Origin of the sequence: Prevotella melaninogenica, assembly GCF_018127925.1 — a bacterium.
GTDB classification, from domain to species: Bacteria; Bacteroidota; Bacteroidia; order Bacteroidales; family Bacteroidaceae; genus Prevotella; species Prevotella melaninogenica_C.
Genome location: NZ_CP072348.1, coordinates 840973 through 861107 on the forward strand (window position 1 = coordinate 840973; position 20135 = coordinate 861107).

Sequence of the window (20135 nt, forward strand, 5' to 3'; positions counted from 1 at the left end):
GAGTATAAATAAGCTGTTACAAACTCAGCTCATAGCGTCCACTGTTGTCTACAGCTTCCTTGATTTCAGAAGGATTAACCTTACTTTCGTCATATTCTACTGTGACATTAGCATCTTCAAGATTAGCTTCAGCAGACACAACACCATTGAGTGCTTTTAAGGCGTTCTCAACATTTGCCTTACAATGTACACACTTCATACCGCTTACTGCATAAACATTCTTTTTCATAAGTCTTTCCTTTCTATTAATATTATGTGATTACTATTCTATTTTCTTCTTATCGTTTGCAAAGTTACACATATATTATCTATCAAGCCTTACAGAATTATGGATAAAGATTATAACTTTTCATGTGTTTTCCTAAAATAATGTTGGTTCTTCAGGAATTTGGAGTGATAAAGTAGGCCTACTAAATATAAAAGGCACACAGGGGGGGGAGGGCACGGAGATGAAAGCATAAAAGAAAATATCACGGAGGTGCCAAAGGCACAAAGAGCGACAGAGATATAGTGTACATATTGCTGATAGCTTTGATAAAAAACGTTTTAAGAAATCTTGCAAACTACTGCTTCGTAATGAAGTAGACAAAACATAAATAAAACTCGCAAATATCCTCTGTTTCTCCATGCACCAATGATGCCTCTGTGCCTAACGATTGCTGTTATATAAAACCTCCGTGTTCTCCTTTGCTCTGTGTGACCTTTCTTCAAAGTTCTAATCTCAAAAGGTATCACTCCAAATTGCTGAAGATCAAAAAAACTTGCCCCATTACACCAAAAATGGTGACAGGGGCAAGAAAACGAAAATTAAATTACCAAGTTATTGCTATTGATATCACATCAAGGGCATATCTCTAAAACATGAAAAAAAATCATTAATTCAGAATCTTTCAAAACCGAATTTGTTTTCAAATCTGTTCTTTTCAATTAGGCGTATAAATACTTTCGCGTTCAGTGAGGGTTAGACGGTGTCTGGCACAGGCCCATTTTCTTCTTTCTTTTCCTTTTTCTTCTTGTCTTTCCCTGCCTCTTCTGTCTTTCTCACCGAATCGTAAGAGTTTACAGACAGTTCACTCTTTAATTCTCTTCCTGGCGTAAAGACCACGCGCGGCTTAATCGTCTCGGTCTTAAAAGCCTTTTCCGTTGCAGCCCCCTCGCTTGAAAGTGTCAGGCGCATTGTGCCAAATTCTCCTAACTGCACGCTAAAGCCATCGCGGAGGTAATGAGGCAGACAATCCATAAAGTTTGCCAGCACGTTTTCGATATCACCACGTGTCAGCGAAGAACGCCCCGCAATGTCATGCGCAATATCCCGCAAGGTCTTCTTCCCCACGTTCACAGGACTTGCATAAAACTTTCCAGGACCTGTCTTGGTGCCTGGTTTTCTTCTTTCAATCAATTTGATCTTCATTGTGTTTAAAATTTTATTAGTTATTACTTACTTCTGCTGCATTCGCAGCAACACGTCTTTCATTAGTTTCGTTTCTTATACCGAGCATAATTTGCTTAAGTAAAAGCGTATTTATTCACTATTCAAAAGAAATAAAAACCTCCGCAAAGCTTGGAAAATCCGCACGATGCGGAGGTTTAAAACGCATATTAGGTCAGAGTAAAATTTCTAACGGGTCGGAAGAAAATTTCTAACCTGTTAGAAATTTCTTGCTAACACGTTCCCCGTAAATTTCTAACAGGTTAGAAATTTTCTTGCAACCTGTTAGATTTTCTCTTATCTCTTATCCTCCTTTATCCCATTATAAAAGTTAATCGCGAGGACTACTGAAACGCCTCTGCCCTGAACCCGTTGTAGCGGTAGTTGCCGGTCACGTAGACGCGACTACGGTAGAAGTACAGAGTGTACGCGGAGCGGTTGGTGCTCTGTGGGTGAGCACTTGACAACCAATAGTAGCCGGAGTTGCCAACGTAGTACAGCTGACCAGAGTCGTAGTAACCCAAGGCGGGCAGGTAGAAGTAGTTGCCTGCGTCAGCGGCAGAGGGAAGAGTCTGAGATACAAACCAGCTTTGATCTCTGCCAGTTGTTCGCCAATCAGTATTGTCAACAGCGGTATTGCTGTTGTAACCGATTATGTATGCCTTCTTCTTAAACCACATGCCGCCTTTATATAAATGACCCATTGTTGTCCATAGTTCGTCTCCATCCCAACGAGGATCGCCTTCTTTTGCGTACCACGTCATCTCGTTAACATTTGGAAGGTCTTTGCAAGATGTGTGAGTAGCGGGATTGCTTATGCCGTAACCTGGGAAACTTGTGTTGTACCAACGATTGTTAGCGTCGCCACTGCTCTGGGGGTAGTCGCTGCTGGCAGACTGAGTCGTCAGCGTTGGCTGACTGCCACCAAGGTTCCATTCATGCCCCTTCCAGTACTGTTCTTGTGCGTCCCACATGTAATAATGGTCACCGTCGTAATCGCGTACGTTGAGGTCGGCAGTCATATCGTAGTAAGTGTTCGAAGCGTATGCTGTGGATGGATATATCTTAGTTATGGTGCCCTCCACATTTGTTGCAACGTCCTTTACCCAGTAACGTACCTTTAAGGTATGAGTGCCTGGCTTAATCACCATATAAGCTCCGTTAGTTGTTACGCTGGCTGCGCTGTTGGTCAATGGGAAACCGTTTGGATTGCTGCTGCTACCGCTTGTGGTTAAGATTATCTGTTTGCCGTTTGTTACTGTGGAAGCGTCTAAAGCACCCGTTGTTGCGTTGACGGTGTAGGTCTCAGCGATATCGTTGTCGGAACTTACCTCCACCTTTGTTAAGTAACAGCTTTGCAGAATAGTGTTACTTGTGTAAGGCTGGAAAACCAAGTAAGCTGGCTGATGCTCCAATTCGAACGCAAACTGATTTTTGCCTGTCACCTTATTTGCAGTTGCAGTACCGTAATCGCCTGCTGTGCCAAAGTGCGCAGTATTGTCTGGAGCTGTTTGGCTCTGAGCGGTTGAGATACTTACTGAGTTGCCGCTGCTGTTCTTGCCCAAGTAATAAACTTTATAACTGCTACTTGCGCTAAACTTGCCAGGAACCATATACTTAAAAGCAGCCACCTTTTGGTCTGGAGCGTTCGTGCTCTTCTGCAATACGCCGTCGTCGTCCTTTACGTAGATATAATCGCCTGCTTCCCAATAGAAGTCACCGCTATTATAATTCAGTGACGTGCGCGTTTTTGCCTCGCCCCCTGCGACGAAGGTCGTTAGGTTCTTGTCGTTATCACCCTCTTTGTTAGTTGGGTTTTGCGCCACATCTTCCTTAGCACAAGATGCGAAAGTCAAGGCGATGCCGAACACGACAGCCAAAGACTTTAGTTGCGATGCGAATGAATATTGTTTCATTGTCTTTTTCATCTTTCTTTTTTCTTTGTTCGTTTTCTGTTTTTTGTTAATTAATCGCTTTAGAAATTAGTCGTCCCATGATGAAGAGCTGTCATTGTTAGCTTCCTCGTTGCTACCCTCCTCAAAGTGCTCATCATTCCATAAGCTGAAAGACTTTGCTGGGGCTGAAGGACCGCTGGCGTGGGTTGCCTTCTTGTGCTGGCTCGGGAAGGACGTATCCATGAGATAAGTCGTTTCATTCACTTGGATTATCATGCAACATGGTGCAGAATAAACCTTCTTTTCTTGTTTCTTTCTCATTGCTTTCTTAATTTTAATGGTTCATAAAATAAATCTAATGAATTAATGATTTCTGAATATTTGTAAGTCGCTTTTTTTCTTATCTTGATGTTGCTTGTGATCCTCCTTTTCTTCCTTGTCTTACCTCTCTTCCTCTAAAAGGCAGGCAGCATATCACTGCTGCCTGCCCGAAAAATCAACGAGATAAAACAAACTATTATCAGAGAATTACAATTATTTGTTACGGTAATTTCAGTGCTTAAAACGTCCTTATTTTGCTTTCTTGACAGCTCGCAAACGGGCACAAAAAAGCGAACAAAGGAAACTCCGAGAAGTCCTTTGTTTACAAGCGTTACGCCACGCTTCGCGCGCGCGTAGGATAAAACGAAAAATGTTGGCTTAGACGTTAGTAGCGCCTGTGTGTGTGTGTGTGTGTGTGTGTTAGCAAAATATCTGAAACTACCAAATATAAAGCACTAAAAAAGGCAAAGAAATCAAAGTTTCTTTGCTGCGCTATAGTCGTCGGATATGTCGTTAATAATCTCATCACGACCGCAAAGGTATAACATCTTTTTAGAACTGACAAGAAAAACCCAAAGAAATATATAAATTAAATAAAAAAAGGACAGAGAAACTGGGGACAGGGTAAGAGAAAGACAGAGTAACAGGAGAAACAGAAGGCAGGGAAACAGGGGGCAAAGTAACAGGAGAACAAGAGAGAGGATAATATAAAAGCAGAGTAAAAGAATCGCTAAAGTTTATCTAAGGACGTGCGAAGATTATCTTTCATCCCCTTGAATTGACTGGGCGTCATGCCGGTTACAGACTTAAACTGGCTGGAAAGATAAGCCACAGAAGAGTAATTCATACGAAGAGCAATCTGCGTCAAGGTCAACTCATCATAACGAATAAACTCTTTCACGCGCTCTATACGCAACTCAATATAATATCTTTCGATAGTCTTTCCTTCGACCTCAGAGAAGAGTTTTGAAAGCGCACTATAGTCCTGACGAAGTTCAGATGAAAGATAATCGCTAAGATTGGTTGAACTCTGATTATCATGGTAATGTACAAGTCTGATTAAAGCAGACTTGATGTGATCGATGGTTTGCTGACGACGGTCGTCAAGAAGTTCGAAACCAAGCTCTTTAAGGGCTGTACGAAGGGTAGAAAGTTGGACAGAAGAAGGGTCTTCCTCAATACTAACTTCACCTAATTCAACCTTTGTCGGGTGTAGATTAAGCTGCTGCAAAGTTTGACTAACAGCCATTTTACAGCGATCACAAACCATATTTTTAATATAAAGTGTACTCATACAGATGCTTTCCTTTCTTCTGCTTCACGTGTAAACTCACGGAAGGTGTAAATAACAATAGGTACTGTAAGCGTGAAAGAGAGCACGTCACTGACGGCTTGACACATCTCAACACCTAACAGTCCAAAATAAGATGGAAGAATAAATATTAGCGGAATAAAGAACAAACCTTGTCGGGCTGCTGCCAAAATGTTCGCACGCCATGGTTTACGACAAGTCTGTGCAAGCATATTACTTGCCAAGATTAAGGAGTTGAGAGGGAAGGCACATAGCTGCCAACGTAAGGCTACGACTCCAATCGCAATCACTTTCGGGTCATCACGGAAAACTCCAATAAGACTGCCACTAATGATCCAGCCAATAATACATATTACTATAAGAAAGCTCGTACCAATTATTACAGTAAACCTGTAGGCTTCCTTTAATCTATCATATAACCCTGCACCATAGCAGAAGCCACAGACTGGCTGAAATCCCTGTCCCAATCCGATGACAACAGCAAAGGAAAGCATTGCAATACGTCCAACGATACTCATCGCTGCAATAGCTGAGTCGCCATAAGCACCTGCTGCTAAGTTTAATGACATAGTTGCTATACAAGCCAATCCCTGCCTCATCATGGAAGGACTGCCACCATAGAATATCTCCTTATAATGCTGTAATGAAGGTGAGAAATTACGAAAATGAATGGCTATATTCTCTCCTCTGCGCGTCATTAAGAAAAGAATAACGAAGGACACTGCCTGTCCTATCACTGTTGCCCACGCTGCTCCGCTAACACCCATACCGCACGTAAAAATCAGTATAGGGTCAAGAACCACATTCAATATAGCTCCCGTAACGATTCCAAACATAGCAAACTTAGCATTTCCTTGCAGTCGCATCTGATTGTTCAAGGTAAGTGATGAGGTCAAGAAAGGTGCACCAAGTAGGATGACTTGCATATATTCTTCCGTGTAAGGGAGAATGGTAGGTGTACTTCCAAGCATCAAGGAGAGTGGAGTGAGGAATATTTCGCCAAGGATAAGAACAATTACTCCAACAAGAAACGAACTAAAAAAGCCTGTTGATGCCATCTTTATCGCATTTTCATGACGACGTGCTCCTAACTCACGAGAGATATAATTACCCGAACCATGCCCAAAGAAAAAGCCCATTGCCTGCACAAAGAACATCAGAGAAAACACAACACCTACTGCTGCTGTGGCTTGTGTATCAATCTTACCAACAAAAAACGTATCGGCAATATTGTATAATCCTGTCACAAGCATGGAGATGATAGTCGGTATCGCCATCGTGATAATGACACGATGAACTGGTGCTTGCGTAAGATAAGTATAGTTATCTATATGTTCGTGCATAAACTTTTGCTATTTAAAAGACTTATGCAAAGGTACTAAATAATTCAGAATTCATAATTCACAATTCATAATTATGATTACTGGAAAGGAGGAATTCTTGGATTAAGAAATACATATGCCTGGCAAACAACTCCAATATTAGGTAAGCATTAACATCATAATATATTCATCATTAACGTCATACTATATTCGTGATGATAACCATAACATCCCTATCCTCCCACCTTCAGCCGACGTGTTAGTACTCCGCACATATCGTGCTGATGGTAAACACCAATGGTGCTAAGCACTAATTACCGCACAATCTCTTACTAACCTAATTACTTAATACTCCATACATAAAAGCAACATTTAGTCTTTTGAACTTCTATCCTATAGAAACAATAAGGACAGATATCCTCTATTGTCCGACTATTCTATAATGATAGCGAACAACAAGGATATCTGTCCCTACATTAGGAGCGTTAAAACCACTCTCATATAAATGAAAATTAATGACGTTCGAGTAGGATTTGAACAACACGTTCAGCTGAACGCCCATCCCAACGCTCTGGAACACCACACTTCTTCCATGTTCCTACCACCATATCAGATAATGCCGAACGGAGCAACTCTGGGTCTTCACCAACCAAAACATTAGAACCTACCTTTGCTGTTTCAATGTGTTCTGTATAGCTATTAAGCGTAATACATGGCACACCATTGAATGTTGCTTCCTCTGCAACATTACCTGAGTCAGTAATGATACCCTTAGCATGAGCTGTAAGATAAGCAAATTCAAGATAACCCAATGGTTTTACGATATGGAGGTTATGGAGTTTGATATTCTTCTTCAAACTGAGTGCCATGATAACCTGCACTGCTGAATCACGGAGAGGAGCAATAATAGGCATATCGCCAGCTGTCTCACTCAACACGTGTAACATTCGTTCAAGATTGTCTTGGTCTGCCAACAAAGCCTTACGGTTCAATGTGAAGACAAGGTAGTTACCCTCTTTCAAAGGTAAGCCAGCCAACTCATCGATATCAGAAAGTTTCATTCCTTCAATTCGCTCACGGTCATAGCGAATATTATCAATGAGAATATTACCCACCATATAAACCTTCGAGAGTTCTGCACCTTCCTTATTAGCAATGCTGTTGTTACTAAATCCCGCTGTAAAGAGTATGTCTGAAAGACCGTCAATTACCAAGCGATTGATTTCCTTAGGCATCGTAATATCAAACGAACGAGTACCAGCTGCAATATGTGCAAGGGTGATTGCCTGCTTCTTTGTCACAATAGCGGCTGCCATTGTAGAAGCAAGATCGTCCACAACGATAACCACATCAGATGGATTCTCTTGTAGATACTTCTCAAACTTAGACATCACCTGACCTGTAAGTTCATTCAAGTTCTCACATTCAACACCAAGATAAACATCTGGTCTGCGAATAGAGAGATTATCAAAGAGCTGATCTTCGAGTGTAGGATCATTCTCACTACCTGCATAAACCAATGAATAAGAAACCTTATGAGAACTATTCTCCTCAGAAAGTCTATTGATTACCCTGATGATTGGTGCTACCTTTATAAAGTTAGGACGTGCACCACAAAAGATACAAAGTTTTTTCATTTCTTCAAAGACCCACTCCGTAAGTTCCTTTATAGCAAGAGAAGCTTACGGAGTAGTCATCTATTTTAGTGTTTATATTTAATTATTCGCAGCAAAAGCGATGCTTAAAAGAAGCATTACTTAAACATATCCTTAATCCCACCGATAGAACCCATGAGATTACTTGCCTCAAATGGCAGGTAAACAGTCTTCTGATTGTTATTCTGTGCGAGTTCTGTAAGCATCTGAATGTACTTCTGTGCAATAAGATAGTTTGCAGGATTCGTACTCTGACCAACAGCATCTGTAATCTTCTGAATGGCAATAGCCTCAGCTTCAGCCTTACGAATGCGAGCTTGTGCCTCACCTTCTGCAATCAAAATCTGCTGCTGTTTGTTAGCTTCAGCTCGGTTGATAGCAGCCTGTTTCTCACCTTCAGACTGGAGAATAGCCGACTGCTTCTGTCCTTCACTGGTAAGAATAGTTGCTCGTTTGTTACGTTCAGCCTGCATCTGCTTCTCCATTGCCTCAGAAACACTTGCTGGAGGAGTAATATCCTGAAGTTCAACGCGATTCACCTTGATACCCCACTTGTTTGTAGCATCATCAAGAACGGCACGCAATTTAGTATTAATCGTATCACGAGAAGTCAATGTCTGGTCAAGTTCCATCTCACCAATGATATTACGAAGTGTAGTCTGTGTCAACTTCTCAATAGCATTTGGCAAGTTATTAATCTCATACACAGCCTTGAATGGATCGATGATTTGGAAATAAAGCAGTGCATTTATCTGCATCTGAATATTATCCTTTGTAATCACATTCTGGCGATCAAAGTCATACACCTGCTCACGCAAGTCAATTGAATTTGTATAAGTATAACGTCCTGCACGCAATGCCACAATATCCTTTGCATGGTCAATAAAAGGAATAATAATATTGATACCTGGTTGAAGGGTTGCATAATACTTACCAAGACGTTCGATAATCTTTGTCTCACTCTGTGAGATAATCACGATTGACATCTTAGCAAAAACGAGTGCTAACACAACTAATGCAATCAGCACATAAGCTATTATATCCATAAGCATTAAAGTTTTTAATTCCCCACCCCAAGTATTTTGTTATCTTAATGGGACAAGAAACCGAAGGTTATTATTTGTTATTTAATTATTTTCAGATTACTCTTTAACAACGTTCTACCGTTGCGATAATAGAGTCAAGTCGTAAAATACGCACAGCAGCACCTGAATCTATTTCCATTCCATCAATAGACTGCGCCTTCCATGAGTCACCGTCTACCTTTACTCTGCCGTATCCACCAGCCTCAATCGTATCTGTTACCTTTCCCTCACGACCAATCAATGCTTCAGCATTACTTAATCTTTTATCCGCACCTTGATGAAGATATTTGAGCGCAATCGGTCGTACTAAGAATATACTCAATACCGAGAAGACTACAAACACAATAACTTGAACAACAATATTATCTGTGAATGCAGAAGCAAGTGAAGCACAGAAACTACCTATTGCAAAGCACATAATGTAGAGATCTCCGTTCATCATCTCTAAAATCAGACAAACAAGACCCACTAACAACCATGTTAACCACAGGTTTTGTATCAGATAATCCATCATAGCTATAAAGGTTTAAATTCGCTTGTAAAGATAATAAAAAAAGATGATTCTATCAAATCTTTCAATGAAAAAATAACACTATAACAGCTACTTACCACTATCAGAAAAGTATTTCTTTGCAAGATGACAATATAATACGAATCATAACGCCTAATAAACATTTCGCATAAATTAGCCGTTAGTGGCTTTTAATATTCTTGAAGATGACCATTGTGCTCGTATCTACAGATATCCGACCAACGTATTTGTGCTTAGCACATGACGTGCTGATGCTTAGCACATATCGTGTTAGTGCTTAGCACCAATGGTGCGGAGTACTCATCAGCTTATAATATATTACCAAAGTAGGGTTAATCGATTGTTTAAAAGGCGTTTTTCAAGCATAAAACAGCACGACTTGTTCGGTCAGAAGAATATTACTTTTCGGAGCCTAAAACGACTAAGTCTATTTGATAGAAATTTCATATGCTAAAGAATGTCATTACATTTTTTATCAAATAGTATTGACTATATAAAAATTACGGCTATGTGCCTTCGTTCTTTAAAAAGCAAATAGCCGTAATAAGGTATCATAAAATGATGGTCGTTCAAATTATCAACGTCTGTTTGAACGTTTAGAAGACGAAGAACCACCTATATGCAATGTTCTTGATGACTGTGAATATCCCGTAGAAGAAACACTATTAGAGCCACGACCACGATAATATTTCTCTGCTTCTGGCAGCCACTTCTTGATATTCTCAATACGACGAGCATCTGAAGGGTGGTCGCTCAGAATCTCAGAACGGCTACTATTCGTTGCTGCAGCCATTCGTTGCCAGAATGTTACGGCATTCGCAGGGTCATAACCAGCCATCGCAGCAAAGATAAGTCCCATATAATCTGCTTCACTCTCGTTGTCACGACTATACTTCAAATTACGGAAGGAGAAGTATCCTCCAGCCACTTGTGAAGCGATATCACCCACTCCACTACCAACAGCAGAGTTTAAGACAGTACCCAAAATGCTGGTTCCCATCTGCTGATTCATCTGCTTTGTAATCTGCTCAGCACTGTGCTTAGCCACAGCATGCGCAATCTCATGACCTAAAACGATTGCCAGACTTGCCTCGTTCTGTGTGTAAGGTAATAATCCTTCGTATACAACAATCTTACCTCCAGGCATACAAAAAGCGTTAGCCTGCTTGTCTTGAACAAGATTAAACTCCCACTTGAAGTTATTAATCTCATTAGCATAACCATTATTACGTAAGTAAGTCTCCACCGCATTTGCAAGGTTGCGACCTACACGCTGAACCATAGCAGTATTCTTTGCATCAGTAGAACGTTTTGCTGATGCCATAAATTTTGTATATTCCTGATTACTGAGGCTAAGAAGCTGCGCATCAGAAATACTGATACGATGTGTACGACCCGTTAATGGAACTTTAGAAGCCGTACCACAGGCTGTCATCAAAGCGACAACAGCTGCCATTAAGAAATACTTAATCTTCATTTTATTTACTGTTTTTTATAACTATCTATTTGCGAAAGTACAACATTTTTCGTGAGGTACAAATAAAATCATGACTTTTTTATAAAGGTTAACGGCTGAAAACAAAACATCAGAACCGTCGTTTTAAATGGATTTAAATCACCCTTTTCCGTTTTCCTATCTCCTTTGTCACAGGGAGAAAGTAGGTCACTATAAAACTGATAACACCCAACATTGCCACAAGAAGGAAGAATAGACGATAGCCCACATACTCCTGCAAGAAACCTGTAAACCATCCTGTCATCACCAACGAGAAGGCTGTTATTGCCGTACCTATTGAATAAGTAAATGTGGAGTGCTCCCCTTTTGTACAATGAGCGAGCCATACAACATAAACTGTTAATCCCAAACCTGTTCCAAACTGTTCGATAATCATACAAAGATTGATAATCGATAAGGTGGAAACAAAGTAATAACTGAGATAAACAAAGACAAACTTTGGCAAGGTCAAAGCTATAACAAAGAGCCATAACCAACGCTTCAAGCCATCACGACGTACCAAATTAGCTCCTAAGGCACTGCCTCCAATTAACGAAAACGTACCCACTGTTCCCAAGACTAATCCTAACTCCTGTGGTGAAAGAGCCAATCCTGCATTACTTCCTGGGTCTATCAAGAAGAGTGGTGCTATTCTAAAAAACATCCCTTCGGGTATGAGAAAGGCAAAAAGGAAACACAAGTTTGCCACATAATGAGGACGGCGGACAAAGGCAGCCTTGACATCATGCCACCATTGACGTGTCACCCCTGTCCATATAGGGAGGTTCGCATGAATATTATCTTTGGGAAGTATGATAGCATGAAGTAGCATCAAACAAGTCAATAAGACTGACAGAACCCTAAAAATAGTTGCCCATGAAGGGGCTACCGTCCTATAAATGACCTCTAAGTTTCCTGCTATCGTAACAGGGATAGCCATTCCTACAATGATAGAAAGCATATAAGAAATGGCACGCGTACCAATAAAAGCAGGACGATTATGCAAGGCCGTTTCACGCTTATACAGTCTTTCGATAGCCACATCATGCAAGGCAGCCATCGTTGCGATTATCATTAAGAAGAAGACTGTCCACTCAAACCAATCAACAGATGATGCCATAAACGCCAATCCACCAAGACTCAGTGCCATAACAAACTCTGTCAGAATTACCCATGCATACTTACTCCAATAGCCAACGACCAATCTACCTAACAAAGGTCGGAGGATAAAGGGCAGTATTAACCACGATGTCGTCAGCGTGATAGCACCATTCGACAAGCCCATTCTGTTGAAATAGACTAATGAAGTCATCAACAAGATAACATACGGTAGTCCACGTGTCAAATAGAGCGTAGGAAGCCAGAGCCAGTAGCTACGCCACTGGTCTACAATAGGAATACCATTGATTATCTTCTGCTCCTCGTGCATCTTCGTATGCGTTATTTGTATTGTGCTTCAATAGCTGCTGTCTGGTAATAATGATGAAGGATTTCGTCATATCGATAGCCTTTCTCGCCCATTACAGCAGCACCAATCTGACACAAGCCTACACCATGTCCCCACCCTGCGCCAATAAGACGGAAGTGCTGTGGGACACCATTCACGACCTCACTACGTTCTACTACGAAAGCAGAACTGTAGAGATGGCTCTCACTTAACGTACGTCTTATCTCTAATTCCTTACCGATAATACGCGTGAGTTTTGTCCCTACAATCTTCAAACGCGTGATACGACCACTCTTACCACGCTCTAAAGGTTGGAGGTCAATAATCTCTCCGAAATCAAGACCACTCTTACGACGGATTAGCTCAGCAAGTTCTGACTGTGTGAGGTCTACTGTCCAGCGATAAAAGTCTTGTGTTTCTTGATCGTAGTTATTAAGCACCTGCCCCAAGACTGCCGCATCCTTTGTATTACAGAAAGCCTCTGGAGACGACAGAATCCACTCCTGTGCCGCCTTCTCATCAGTGAGATCAATCGTAGGGGCTGTTCCCAAAGGTGCATTATCTACTACAGAGAGTAGGTAGGGCTTATGAGTATTGTCCCAACAGTATTCATATTCCTCCGAAACACCTCCGCAACACTTACTGAAACGAGCGTCGCAAATTTCCTTTCCATTCATCAATAACTGTCCACGGGTAGCCTTTATTGCCTCTTCAACATGTGGACTCGTTGCCTTCGTAATGCCCTGATAACGTTGACAATGGTCGTCTGCACAGACATCAAACAAGGTATGTGCATCGCTATCATACCATACAACACCCTCTTCATCCGACACTTTTACTGGTGCAGATGCTGTCTGAATACCCAGTTCAATGGCTTTTCGTCTTCTCATCTGTACCAAAAGCCAACTGCGAGAGATGACAGCGTGTGCCTTCAAAAGCTCTAATGAAGAGGTAGCACTCATCTCACTTGAGATAACACTTGCAAGATAACGTTCTACAGGTAGTTCATTAATAGCCCAAAGCTTATCTCCATCGACAACAAAACGTAGCTTTCCGAGGAAGGTTTGTGCCTCTTTACGCTCCCAATGGAAGTCTACTCCGATAGTAACATCCTCCAAAGTGAAGGATATATCATCATTTTGCGGAGTAAAACAAAGTTCCTGATAAGCCGCAGAATCCCAAAGAATCTGTCCGTCTTGGAACTTTACAATCTGCTTACCAGTCACTTCTTTGTTTCCTATTGTATAAGTACCATTCAGCTGGAAACGTATTTCGTCGCCACGAACGATACCTACAGAAACGATAGGTTCGTACTTCCAATCATCAAAGGCGAGGTCAACTGTCCTATTGCGAATCCGTTTCACAACATCTTTCATTGCCTCATCTGACAGTGAAACCTCACGTAAAATTGCCTTGGCACGCTCTGCTGTCATCCCTTCGAAGTCGCTCTGACGAGGCAATATCATCAATCCAGCCATATCCAAGCTACCCGGACTGACCAGACACTGTGCTTCTCCGTCAGCAGAATAACAATCAGGGCGATGCTTCTCACGTGGGAATACGACTGAAATAAACGCCTCCCCACTACGCCAAGCCACGATATTCATCATCGGCTCAGTCTCATCTTCCTTCATTGGAAGTGATTCATATAAACGGCTAAACAGCTCAACATCGTGCTTCTCTGTATGACTCACGATAGCTAAAGCCAGGCAAATATAGTCCTTTATCTCATAGATTCCCTCTGTATCATTCAGTTTTAAGAGCGGAAGAGAGGTCTCATAAAGCCGTTGCCAGTCACGTTGTAAAGGAAGAATACCACTTGTTCCTGCCTGAAAGTGGAGATGATCAGGAGCACTCGCCCCACACTTCGGACCATTATAGAACACCATCAGCTGCGGATAGGCTCTTAGCAAGCGATGTATCTGTACGTAATTATCCGCTATTGCCTGCTGTTGATGATGACGAGAAGGTATCGTAAAATGTACCGGAAGGATTGGGAAAGGATTGACAAGGATATCGAAATCGTTCCCAAAAGGCAGAACAATCTGCTCTACTGGGCGATTCTTTTCACAAAGGAAGCAAGGACGCTTAGCCAGCGTAGCCTTATCAATCTTCGCTCCTGTACTCACCAAGCGTGCAGGATTGAATTGCGCAAGGGCTGAACCCACCTCACGCGTCTGCACACCCTTCAACTCTTCAAAACGTTTTGCAACGTCTTGCCATTGGTTCAGCTGGTTATGAAAAAAATCAGTTAGCCCTTTCTCTCTGTCTTGATTCTGTTTCTGACGTGCTAAAATCTCAACTGTACGCAGCTGATCTTTATAATGATTGTTGGCATTTACCTTATCGATGCTCAGTACGGCATCACTATTTCCACCCCAACGACGGCAGAGATAAAGTTCATCATAGATTCGTCCGATACGGAAACGACGACTGAAAGCCAATCCCATCGCATAGTCTTCACCATAACTTGTGTTAGGGAACTGATGCTGACGAACCAAAGGAGTAAAGAAAGCACGTGGTGCACCGAGTCCATTAATACGTAGGGCGTTGTTACAACCATTATCCTCCGTCCACTCATTATGGCTAATCAAACCTGGTGGAAGGGTGTTAAGCTCAAAGTCACACATACGATAAGAGCCGACTATCATCGCTGCTTTCTGTTCGTGGAAAGCATCGACAATGGTCTGTAAAGTATTTTCAGAAGAATAAAGGTCATCACTATCCAACTGAACAGCAAAGCAACCGCAATGCACATCATTAATAGCATAGTTCCAACAGCCACCTATACCGAGGTCAGTACGTGTAGGGACAAGATGCACAAGACGCTCATCAGCAGCCAAAGAAGAGAGGATCTCCGTCGTTCCGTCTGTCGAATGGTTGTCGACAACGATAACATTAAAAGGGAAGTCTGTCTTCTGTGAGAGTGCTGATACAACCGCATCGCGTACTGTCTTCTCACGATTAAAGACAGGAATCACCACTGACGCCTCCACAGGGAAAGCCTCAGCAGAGAAGTCTGGCTGTGCATATTGCGTTGTATCTACCAAGGCATTGATAGCTGACAGGTGTGCTGTTGCAGCCTGCTCCATCTCAATCTGTACCTCACGGTTGCGTGGATTCACATAATCAAACTGCTTCTCACCACTTGCACGTAGGTCGTCTTCCTCCTCCGTATAGAGATATTCATTCAGATGGAAGAGTTCTCCCTTACGACTTAAGAATAGACGAAGGTCGTACCAACCAGCAAACTGATAATTCTTTGCCACCTCTCTCGCTACATATTCCTTCAGGTACTCTGTCTTGAGAAGTACAACAGAACCAAAATCGAAGTCATCGCGGATGCTACCCAACTGATAGTCTGTAACGGGATGCTTCACCGTCTTGCCAGCTTCAACTGAGTAATGGTCAGCATAAACCATTGCCGCACCAGTCTCCTCAGCCACCTGCAGCATACGATCCAAAGCATGATAGCCCAACGTGACAGGACCTTGCTTCAAATAAAGCAGGGCATAATCGGCTGTTGCTGTTGTTGAAATAAGGCGCATAGTAGCAAGAGAAAGCAAGCTGCCTGCCTGCAGGTGATGGGTGTACAGAGGCAATGCCTCAGTAGGTGGGACATCGGCTGATAATGTGTATATACTCTTCACCACACCAGACTCGTGCAACTGCGCAGCAAGTGACTGTATCATTGCGGCTGTGCTATATGGTAGAAAGCAATCTATCTGTTTCTTCTTTTCCATCTAAAATGTGTTCTTTTATCTACTTGCAAAGATACTATAAAATCCCGTCTTACGTACGAAGTTTCAAAAGAAAACAACCTACAGCGAATTATTTTCATGAAAAGAAATATTTATTTACGTGAAGAAAAATATTTTTTTTCATGAAAAGAAATTCTTTTCTTCGTGAAAATAATTTGGAAGCAGTGGTCATACTGAACTTTTTCTGTAACTTTGTACGCATAAAAAAGACATTAAAAGATAGCCAAAAGATGGAAAAAGAAAATCATATAGACCGTGCATTAGCTTTTATGAAGAATCTTGAAAAGCTTGGTGCACAGCTTCAGAAGGCTGACGAACAGCAGAAACTAATGCTGCAACAGATGCTGACAAAAAGCCAGAACAACGAAACAAACACGGATGAATACCGTGAACTGGAGCAAAGAAGCAAGGACCTTCAAGCAATGATTAACAAGTGGCGTCCTATCTATGAGGAACGTCTGAAGATGGTGAAGGAGGCACAGAAGGCTGCAAAGAAGTAAGACTGACTGTAGAAGAACAAGACTTGAACAAGTTTGTTTCTCGCTATAAAAGAGAAGTATGTGTCCCTTACTGCTACCCACTATCTTCTATTCAAGATTGCAGAACTCCGCATATACAAACAAACTCCCTAACTATCAATAACAAATGAAGAAAGACTTATACAAAGACATCAGACTGTTCTTATTAGCTATCATAGCTGTTAGTTTGTTTTTTTCATGTTCGTCTGTCCCTTCTGGAATAGCTGAAGAGATAACCTATCACGGAGAACAACTGCATCGTTATCTGACGATTATCAAAGACGTAACATCGAAAGCGGAGAAAAGTAAGGATACAATCACCTATTATTGTAACCAAAAAGGACAGCTCATCATAGAGCGTGTGGGTACAGATAGCTTGCAGGATTACACTTACTCCTATGCTGGTGACACCATTCACATTCATAAGACGCATATTAAAGACCAGTTAGACGAACTCCTCGATTGCTATTATATAGTTAAGAACGGACTTATCGTAGAAGCGAATAACCCTCCCAGCTATTATACATACAGCTACGACAATAAGCGAAGACTTGTTTGTCGTGACACACCTAATGTTAGCTGTGGGAGAACAACCTATGATTTCCAATGGAAGGGGGAGAAGATATTTCTTCATAAACCATTTAATATCACCTACAGAGAGACTGGACAGAAGGCAGCCTACCACAACTTCTATTTCTTGTGGATGTATGGTAGTGGCTTAAGCATACCCATCCCTTTCATCACCTTAGGTTATATGGGTGTTATTCCAGAAGGAGATATTAGCAGCTATAGCTTCAGTTCAATACAGAAAGAGTGGGATTTCAAGTCGCAACTGACAACGGAGTATGATAAGGAAGGACGTCCCACCCGCATTGAGGAAGTGCTGATGACATTAGATAAAAATAACAAACAAGATAGTAGTAAACACGTTACACAATACATCTGGTAAATATATACCAATATCAAAAAGCTTAAAACAGGATATGGAAAAGGAAAAGAAAAGTGGAGGAATGATGAGTGTCATCGCTGCCTTAGGTGCAAACATCTTGGTAGCGATATCAAAGTTTATTGGTTTTGCAGTGTCAGGTTCAGCTGCGATGTTGAATGAGTCTATCCATAGTATTGTGGATTGTGGTAATCAGATACTACTATTGGTGGGCAACCGACAATCAACTGTTAAAGCAACGGAGCAGCATCCATTCGGACAAGCACGTGCTAAGTATTTCTATAGCTTGGTTGTTGCAATGATGTTGTTCTTCGCTGGTGGTGCATTGGGTATCATGGAAGCTGCTGAGAAGTTGTTTCACCCAGAACATAGCTTAGAAAACACGTGGCTCATCATCGCTATTCTTGTCTTTGGTCTCTTAGTGGAATTAGGCAGTCTGCGCATTGCCTTCAAGGAAATAAAGGAACTGAATAAGGACAATCTTTCACTGTATCGTTTCCTACGAGAGAGCCGTCACAGTGAAATTCTCATCATCTTTGCAGAAGATAGCTGTGCTGTCATTGGTCTGCTAATAGCCTTAGGAGGTACACTTCTGACCCACTTCACAGGTAATCCATTCTATGATACCCTCTCGGGTGTACTGATTGGTGTACTCCTCTGTGCAGCAGCTCTTTTCCTCGCACGTGAGTTCTACAGTCTGCTTATTGGTGAGAGTGTCACGCAGAAGGATTTAACTCGCATCAAAGAGACATTCAACAGAACAGAAATCAACCGCCTAATCAACGTCAAGACCATTCACCTCGGTCCTAATGACATCCTTGTCACTGCAAAGATTGACGTCAAGAGCGAATATGAAGCACAAGCACCTCAGTTGGTTAACGACATCGAAAAGAACATGCGTGCCGCTTTCCCTGAGTACAAGATTTATATCTATATTGAGACGGATAAATATAAAGAGGATTATTAAAGACCTCTCCCCCAACCCCTCTCCGAGAGAGAGGGGAGTGCTGGACACAAGAGAAAATAATTTCTGTTACTATGTCTATTCGTCGTCCACAAACAATTTATCCCCTTATAAAGCAACCTTTGTAAACTATTTTCGTGCGATTCAATTCCAAAACATGCTCTTTCGGCTTCTAAAAGACACCTAATTGACTTGCAATAGGTGCCCTTTTGAGGGTTAACTAACGCCCTTTTGAAGTCCAATTAGGCACATCTCCCTACATTACTTCACAACCAACTGACTACCTGTAAGTTACAAACACACCTTTTAGACATCTTTTTACCGTTATTTATAGAGCTTTTGTTGGGAAACATGTAATGATTTTTCAAACCCCTACCTGCGTTTTTTAAATATAAAGGTGAAAAGGTTTTCTGTGTCGGAGGATAATAATAGAATAGACAGTTGACAGATTTAGCTATGTTTTTGTTTAATGAATAACTTCGCTTCTTCTGTTAAATCTATACAAAAAGCATCCACGTATTTAACAACAGAACCAAATAATCGGGAGAAGAACTCATTAAGTATATAGCTTCAACTTTGAAATAAAAAGATTTTTGCCAAAAAGTTGTGTATATTCTTGGAAGTTCACAACCTTTTTTTATATTTGTATTGAACAGAATAGGACTAAACTTTTTAATAGTTTCAGAGCGTATAAATCCACACAAGACATTAGAATAATTGGTTCTATTTACTTTCGGCGTGATGAAATACATTATTACAATGATTAATAAAAAGCTAGAAAACAGATCGTTATGAGTGTAGAAAATGTATTAAGTCGAATTTTAGAAATTGAGCACGGATTTCAACATATCATTGATGGAACTAATGAAATCATTTCTTCAAATTCGAAAGAACAGTGCTTTAAATATGCTATCACTCTACTTGAACATAAAGCATATCAAGCACGAATGTTAGCTACATCAATATTGGGCAAATTAGCTACAACAGATAAAAAAGCTCTCTATTTTCTGAAAGAGCAAGTTTCTATCGATAAAAACTGGCGAGTACAAGAAATGCTTGCAAAAGCCTTTGACGAAATTTGCAAGTACAAAGGATATGAATCATCCTTACCTCTCATTGAAGAATGGATAAACGACAACAATCCAAATGTTGTTCGTGCTGTAACAGAGGGATTGAGAATTTGGACAAATCGACCATTTTTCAAAGAAAATCCAATGATTGCTATAGCATTGATCAGCAAACACAAAGAAGATGAAAGTGAGTATCTTAGGAAATCCGTAGGTAATGCGTTAAAGGATATAAGCAAAAAATATCCAGATTTGATACGGCAGGAGGTAATACAGTGGGATTTATCTAACCCACGAATATTCTTCACATATAAACTTGCAACTAAAATATTGAAATAAAGACTGCTTGTATATTTTGCATCTTTACTTTATTCAGTACATCTTGT

16 protein-coding genes are annotated in these 20135 nt (G+C 41.1%); 4 read left to right on the forward strand and 12 right to left on the reverse strand.

Annotated elements, in window-relative coordinates; genetic code table 11:
• Positions 1–16: 16 nt before the first annotated feature.
• The 12 genes from J4861_RS09000 to J4861_RS09055 all read right to left on the reverse strand — a co-directional run bounded on the left by J4861_RS09000 (position 17) and on the right by J4861_RS09055 (position 16236).
• Positions 17–229, reverse strand: coding sequence for a heavy-metal-associated domain-containing protein (locus tag J4861_RS09000; protein WP_004360533.1), 213 nt, complete (start codon positions 227–229; stop codon positions 17–19).
• A 732-nt stretch (positions 230–961) separates the two neighbouring features.
• On the reverse strand, positions 962–1411 hold the full coding sequence (locus J4861_RS09005; protein ID WP_211817685.1) for an HU family DNA-binding protein: 450 nt from the start codon (positions 1409–1411) through the stop codon (positions 962–964).
• A gap of 362 nt (positions 1412–1773) precedes the next feature.
• Positions 1774–3357 carry a hypothetical protein gene (locus tag J4861_RS09010; protein WP_211817686.1) on the reverse strand — a complete coding sequence of 528 codons (1584 nt, stop codon included), beginning with the start codon at positions 3355–3357 and terminating at the stop codon, positions 1774–1776.
• Positions 3358–3411: 54 nt separating this feature from the next.
• Positions 3412–3645, reverse strand: a complete 234-nt coding sequence (locus tag J4861_RS09015; RefSeq protein WP_346267021.1) for a hypothetical protein — start codon at positions 3643–3645, stop codon at positions 3412–3414.
• 730 nt (positions 3646–4375) lie between these two features.
• A complete protein-coding gene (locus J4861_RS09020; RefSeq protein ID WP_211817687.1) occupies positions 4376–4939 on the reverse strand; it encodes an AraC family transcriptional regulator in 564 nt (187 codons plus the stop codon).
• Positions 4936–6300, reverse strand: a complete 1365-nt coding sequence (locus J4861_RS09025) for an MATE family efflux transporter (RefSeq protein WP_211817688.1) — start codon at positions 6298–6300, stop codon at positions 4936–4938. The genes J4861_RS09020 and J4861_RS09025 overlap by 4 nt, the downstream gene beginning before the upstream one ends.
• A gap of 491 nt (positions 6301–6791) precedes the next feature.
• Positions 6792–7916 carry a UDP-N-acetyl glucosamine 2-epimerase gene (locus J4861_RS09030; RefSeq protein WP_211817689.1) on the reverse strand — a complete coding sequence of 375 codons (1125 nt, stop codon included), beginning with the start codon at positions 7914–7916 and terminating at the stop codon, positions 6792–6794.
• Positions 7917–8032: 116 nt separating this feature from the next.
• Positions 8033–8980: an SPFH domain-containing protein gene (locus J4861_RS09035; RefSeq protein ID WP_204866454.1), complete on the reverse strand. Its 948-nt coding sequence runs from the start codon at positions 8978–8980 to the stop codon at positions 8033–8035.
• Between the two features lie 103 nt (positions 8981–9083).
• Complete coding sequence (locus J4861_RS09040; RefSeq protein ID WP_211817690.1) at positions 9084–9533, reverse strand: NfeD family protein; 450 nt, start codon at positions 9531–9533, stop codon at positions 9084–9086.
• A gap of 595 nt (positions 9534–10128) precedes the next feature.
• Positions 10129–11028, reverse strand: a complete 900-nt coding sequence (locus J4861_RS09045; protein ID WP_211817691.1) for a M48 family metallopeptidase — start codon at positions 11026–11028, stop codon at positions 10129–10131.
• Positions 11029–11161: 133 nt separating this feature from the next.
• The gene (locus tag J4861_RS09050; protein WP_211817692.1) at positions 11162–12475 is read right to left on the reverse strand and encodes an MFS transporter; all 1314 of its coding nucleotides are present in this window, start codon (positions 12473–12475) and stop codon (positions 11162–11164) included.
• A gap of 11 nt (positions 12476–12486) precedes the next feature.
• On the reverse strand, positions 12487–16236 hold the full coding sequence (locus J4861_RS09055) for a DUF4922 domain-containing protein (RefSeq protein WP_211817693.1): 3750 nt from the start codon (positions 16234–16236) through the stop codon (positions 12487–12489).
• Between the two features lie 248 nt (positions 16237–16484).
• Here J4861_RS09055 and J4861_RS09060 point away from each other — a divergent pair, with 248 nt between their 5' ends.
• The 4 genes from J4861_RS09060 (at position 16485) to J4861_RS09075 (ending at position 20088) form a co-directional block, all read left to right on the forward strand.
• A complete protein-coding gene (locus J4861_RS09060) occupies positions 16485–16754 on the forward strand; it encodes a hypothetical protein (RefSeq protein WP_211817694.1) in 270 nt (89 codons plus the stop codon).
• A gap of 145 nt (positions 16755–16899) precedes the next feature.
• Positions 16900–17721 carry a hypothetical protein gene (locus tag J4861_RS09065; protein WP_211817695.1) on the forward strand — a complete coding sequence of 274 codons (822 nt, stop codon included), beginning with the start codon at positions 16900–16902 and terminating at the stop codon, positions 17719–17721.
• A gap of 34 nt (positions 17722–17755) precedes the next feature.
• Entirely contained in the window at positions 17756–18685 is a 930-nt protein-coding gene (locus tag J4861_RS09070) for a cation diffusion facilitator family transporter (protein ID WP_211817696.1), read from the forward strand.
• Positions 18686–19473: 788 nt separating this feature from the next.
• Positions 19474–20088 (forward strand): DNA alkylation repair protein, encoded by a 615-nt coding sequence (locus tag J4861_RS09075; protein ID WP_211817697.1) that lies wholly within the window; start codon positions 19474–19476, stop codon positions 20086–20088.
• The last annotated feature ends 47 nt before the right edge of the window (positions 20089–20135 follow it).

What these genes read in the sequence shown, in the direction of transcription:
- J4861_RS09005 (WP_211817685.1), bottom strand. Translation starts at nt 1,411, where the DNA reads ATGAAGATCAAATTGATTGAAAGAAGAAAACCAGGCACCAAGACAGGT.
- J4861_RS09025 (WP_211817688.1), bottom strand. Translation starts at nt 6,300, where the DNA reads ATGCACGAACATATAGATAACTATACTTATCTTACGCAAGCACCAGTT.
- J4861_RS09040 (WP_211817690.1), bottom strand. Translation starts at nt 9,533, where the DNA reads ATGATGGATTATCTGATACAAAACCTGTGGTTAACATGGTTGTTAGTG.
- J4861_RS09020 (WP_211817687.1), bottom strand. Translation starts at nt 4,939, where the DNA reads ATGAGTACACTTTATATTAAAAATATGGTTTGTGATCGCTGTAAAATG.
- J4861_RS09075 (WP_211817697.1), top strand. Translation starts at nt 19,474, where the DNA reads ATGAGTGTAGAAAATGTATTAAGTCGAATTTTAGAAATTGAGCACGGA.
- J4861_RS09000 (WP_004360533.1), bottom strand. Translation starts at nt 229, where the DNA reads ATGAAAAAGAATGTTTATGCAGTAAGCGGTATGAAGTGTGTACATTGT.
- J4861_RS09055 (WP_211817693.1), bottom strand. Translation starts at nt 16,236, where the DNA reads ATGGAAAAGAAGAAACAGATAGATTGCTTTCTACCATATAGCACAGCC.
- J4861_RS09050 (WP_211817692.1), bottom strand. Translation starts at nt 12,475, where the DNA reads ATGCACGAGGAGCAGAAGATAATCAATGGTATTCCTATTGTAGACCAG.
- J4861_RS09065 (WP_211817695.1), top strand. Translation starts at nt 16,900, where the DNA reads ATGAAGAAAGACTTATACAAAGACATCAGACTGTTCTTATTAGCTATC.
- J4861_RS09045 (WP_211817691.1), bottom strand. Translation starts at nt 11,028, where the DNA reads ATGAAGATTAAGTATTTCTTAATGGCAGCTGTTGTCGCTTTGATGACA.
- J4861_RS09010 (WP_211817686.1), bottom strand. Translation starts at nt 3,357, where the DNA reads ATGAAAAAGACAATGAAACAATATTCATTCGCATCGCAACTAAAGTCT.
- J4861_RS09060 (WP_211817694.1), top strand. Translation starts at nt 16,485, where the DNA reads ATGGAAAAAGAAAATCATATAGACCGTGCATTAGCTTTTATGAAGAAT.
- J4861_RS09035 (WP_204866454.1), bottom strand. Translation starts at nt 8,980, where the DNA reads ATGGATATAATAGCTTATGTGCTGATTGCATTAGTTGTGTTAGCACTC.
- J4861_RS09030 (WP_211817689.1), bottom strand. Translation starts at nt 7,916, where the DNA reads ATGAAAAAACTTTGTATCTTTTGTGGTGCACGTCCTAACTTTATAAAG.
- J4861_RS09015 (WP_346267021.1), bottom strand. Translation starts at nt 3,645, where the DNA reads ATGAGAAAGAAACAAGAAAAGAAGGTTTATTCTGCACCATGTTGCATG.
- J4861_RS09070 (WP_211817696.1), top strand. Translation starts at nt 17,756, where the DNA reads ATGGAAAAGGAAAAGAAAAGTGGAGGAATGATGAGTGTCATCGCTGCC.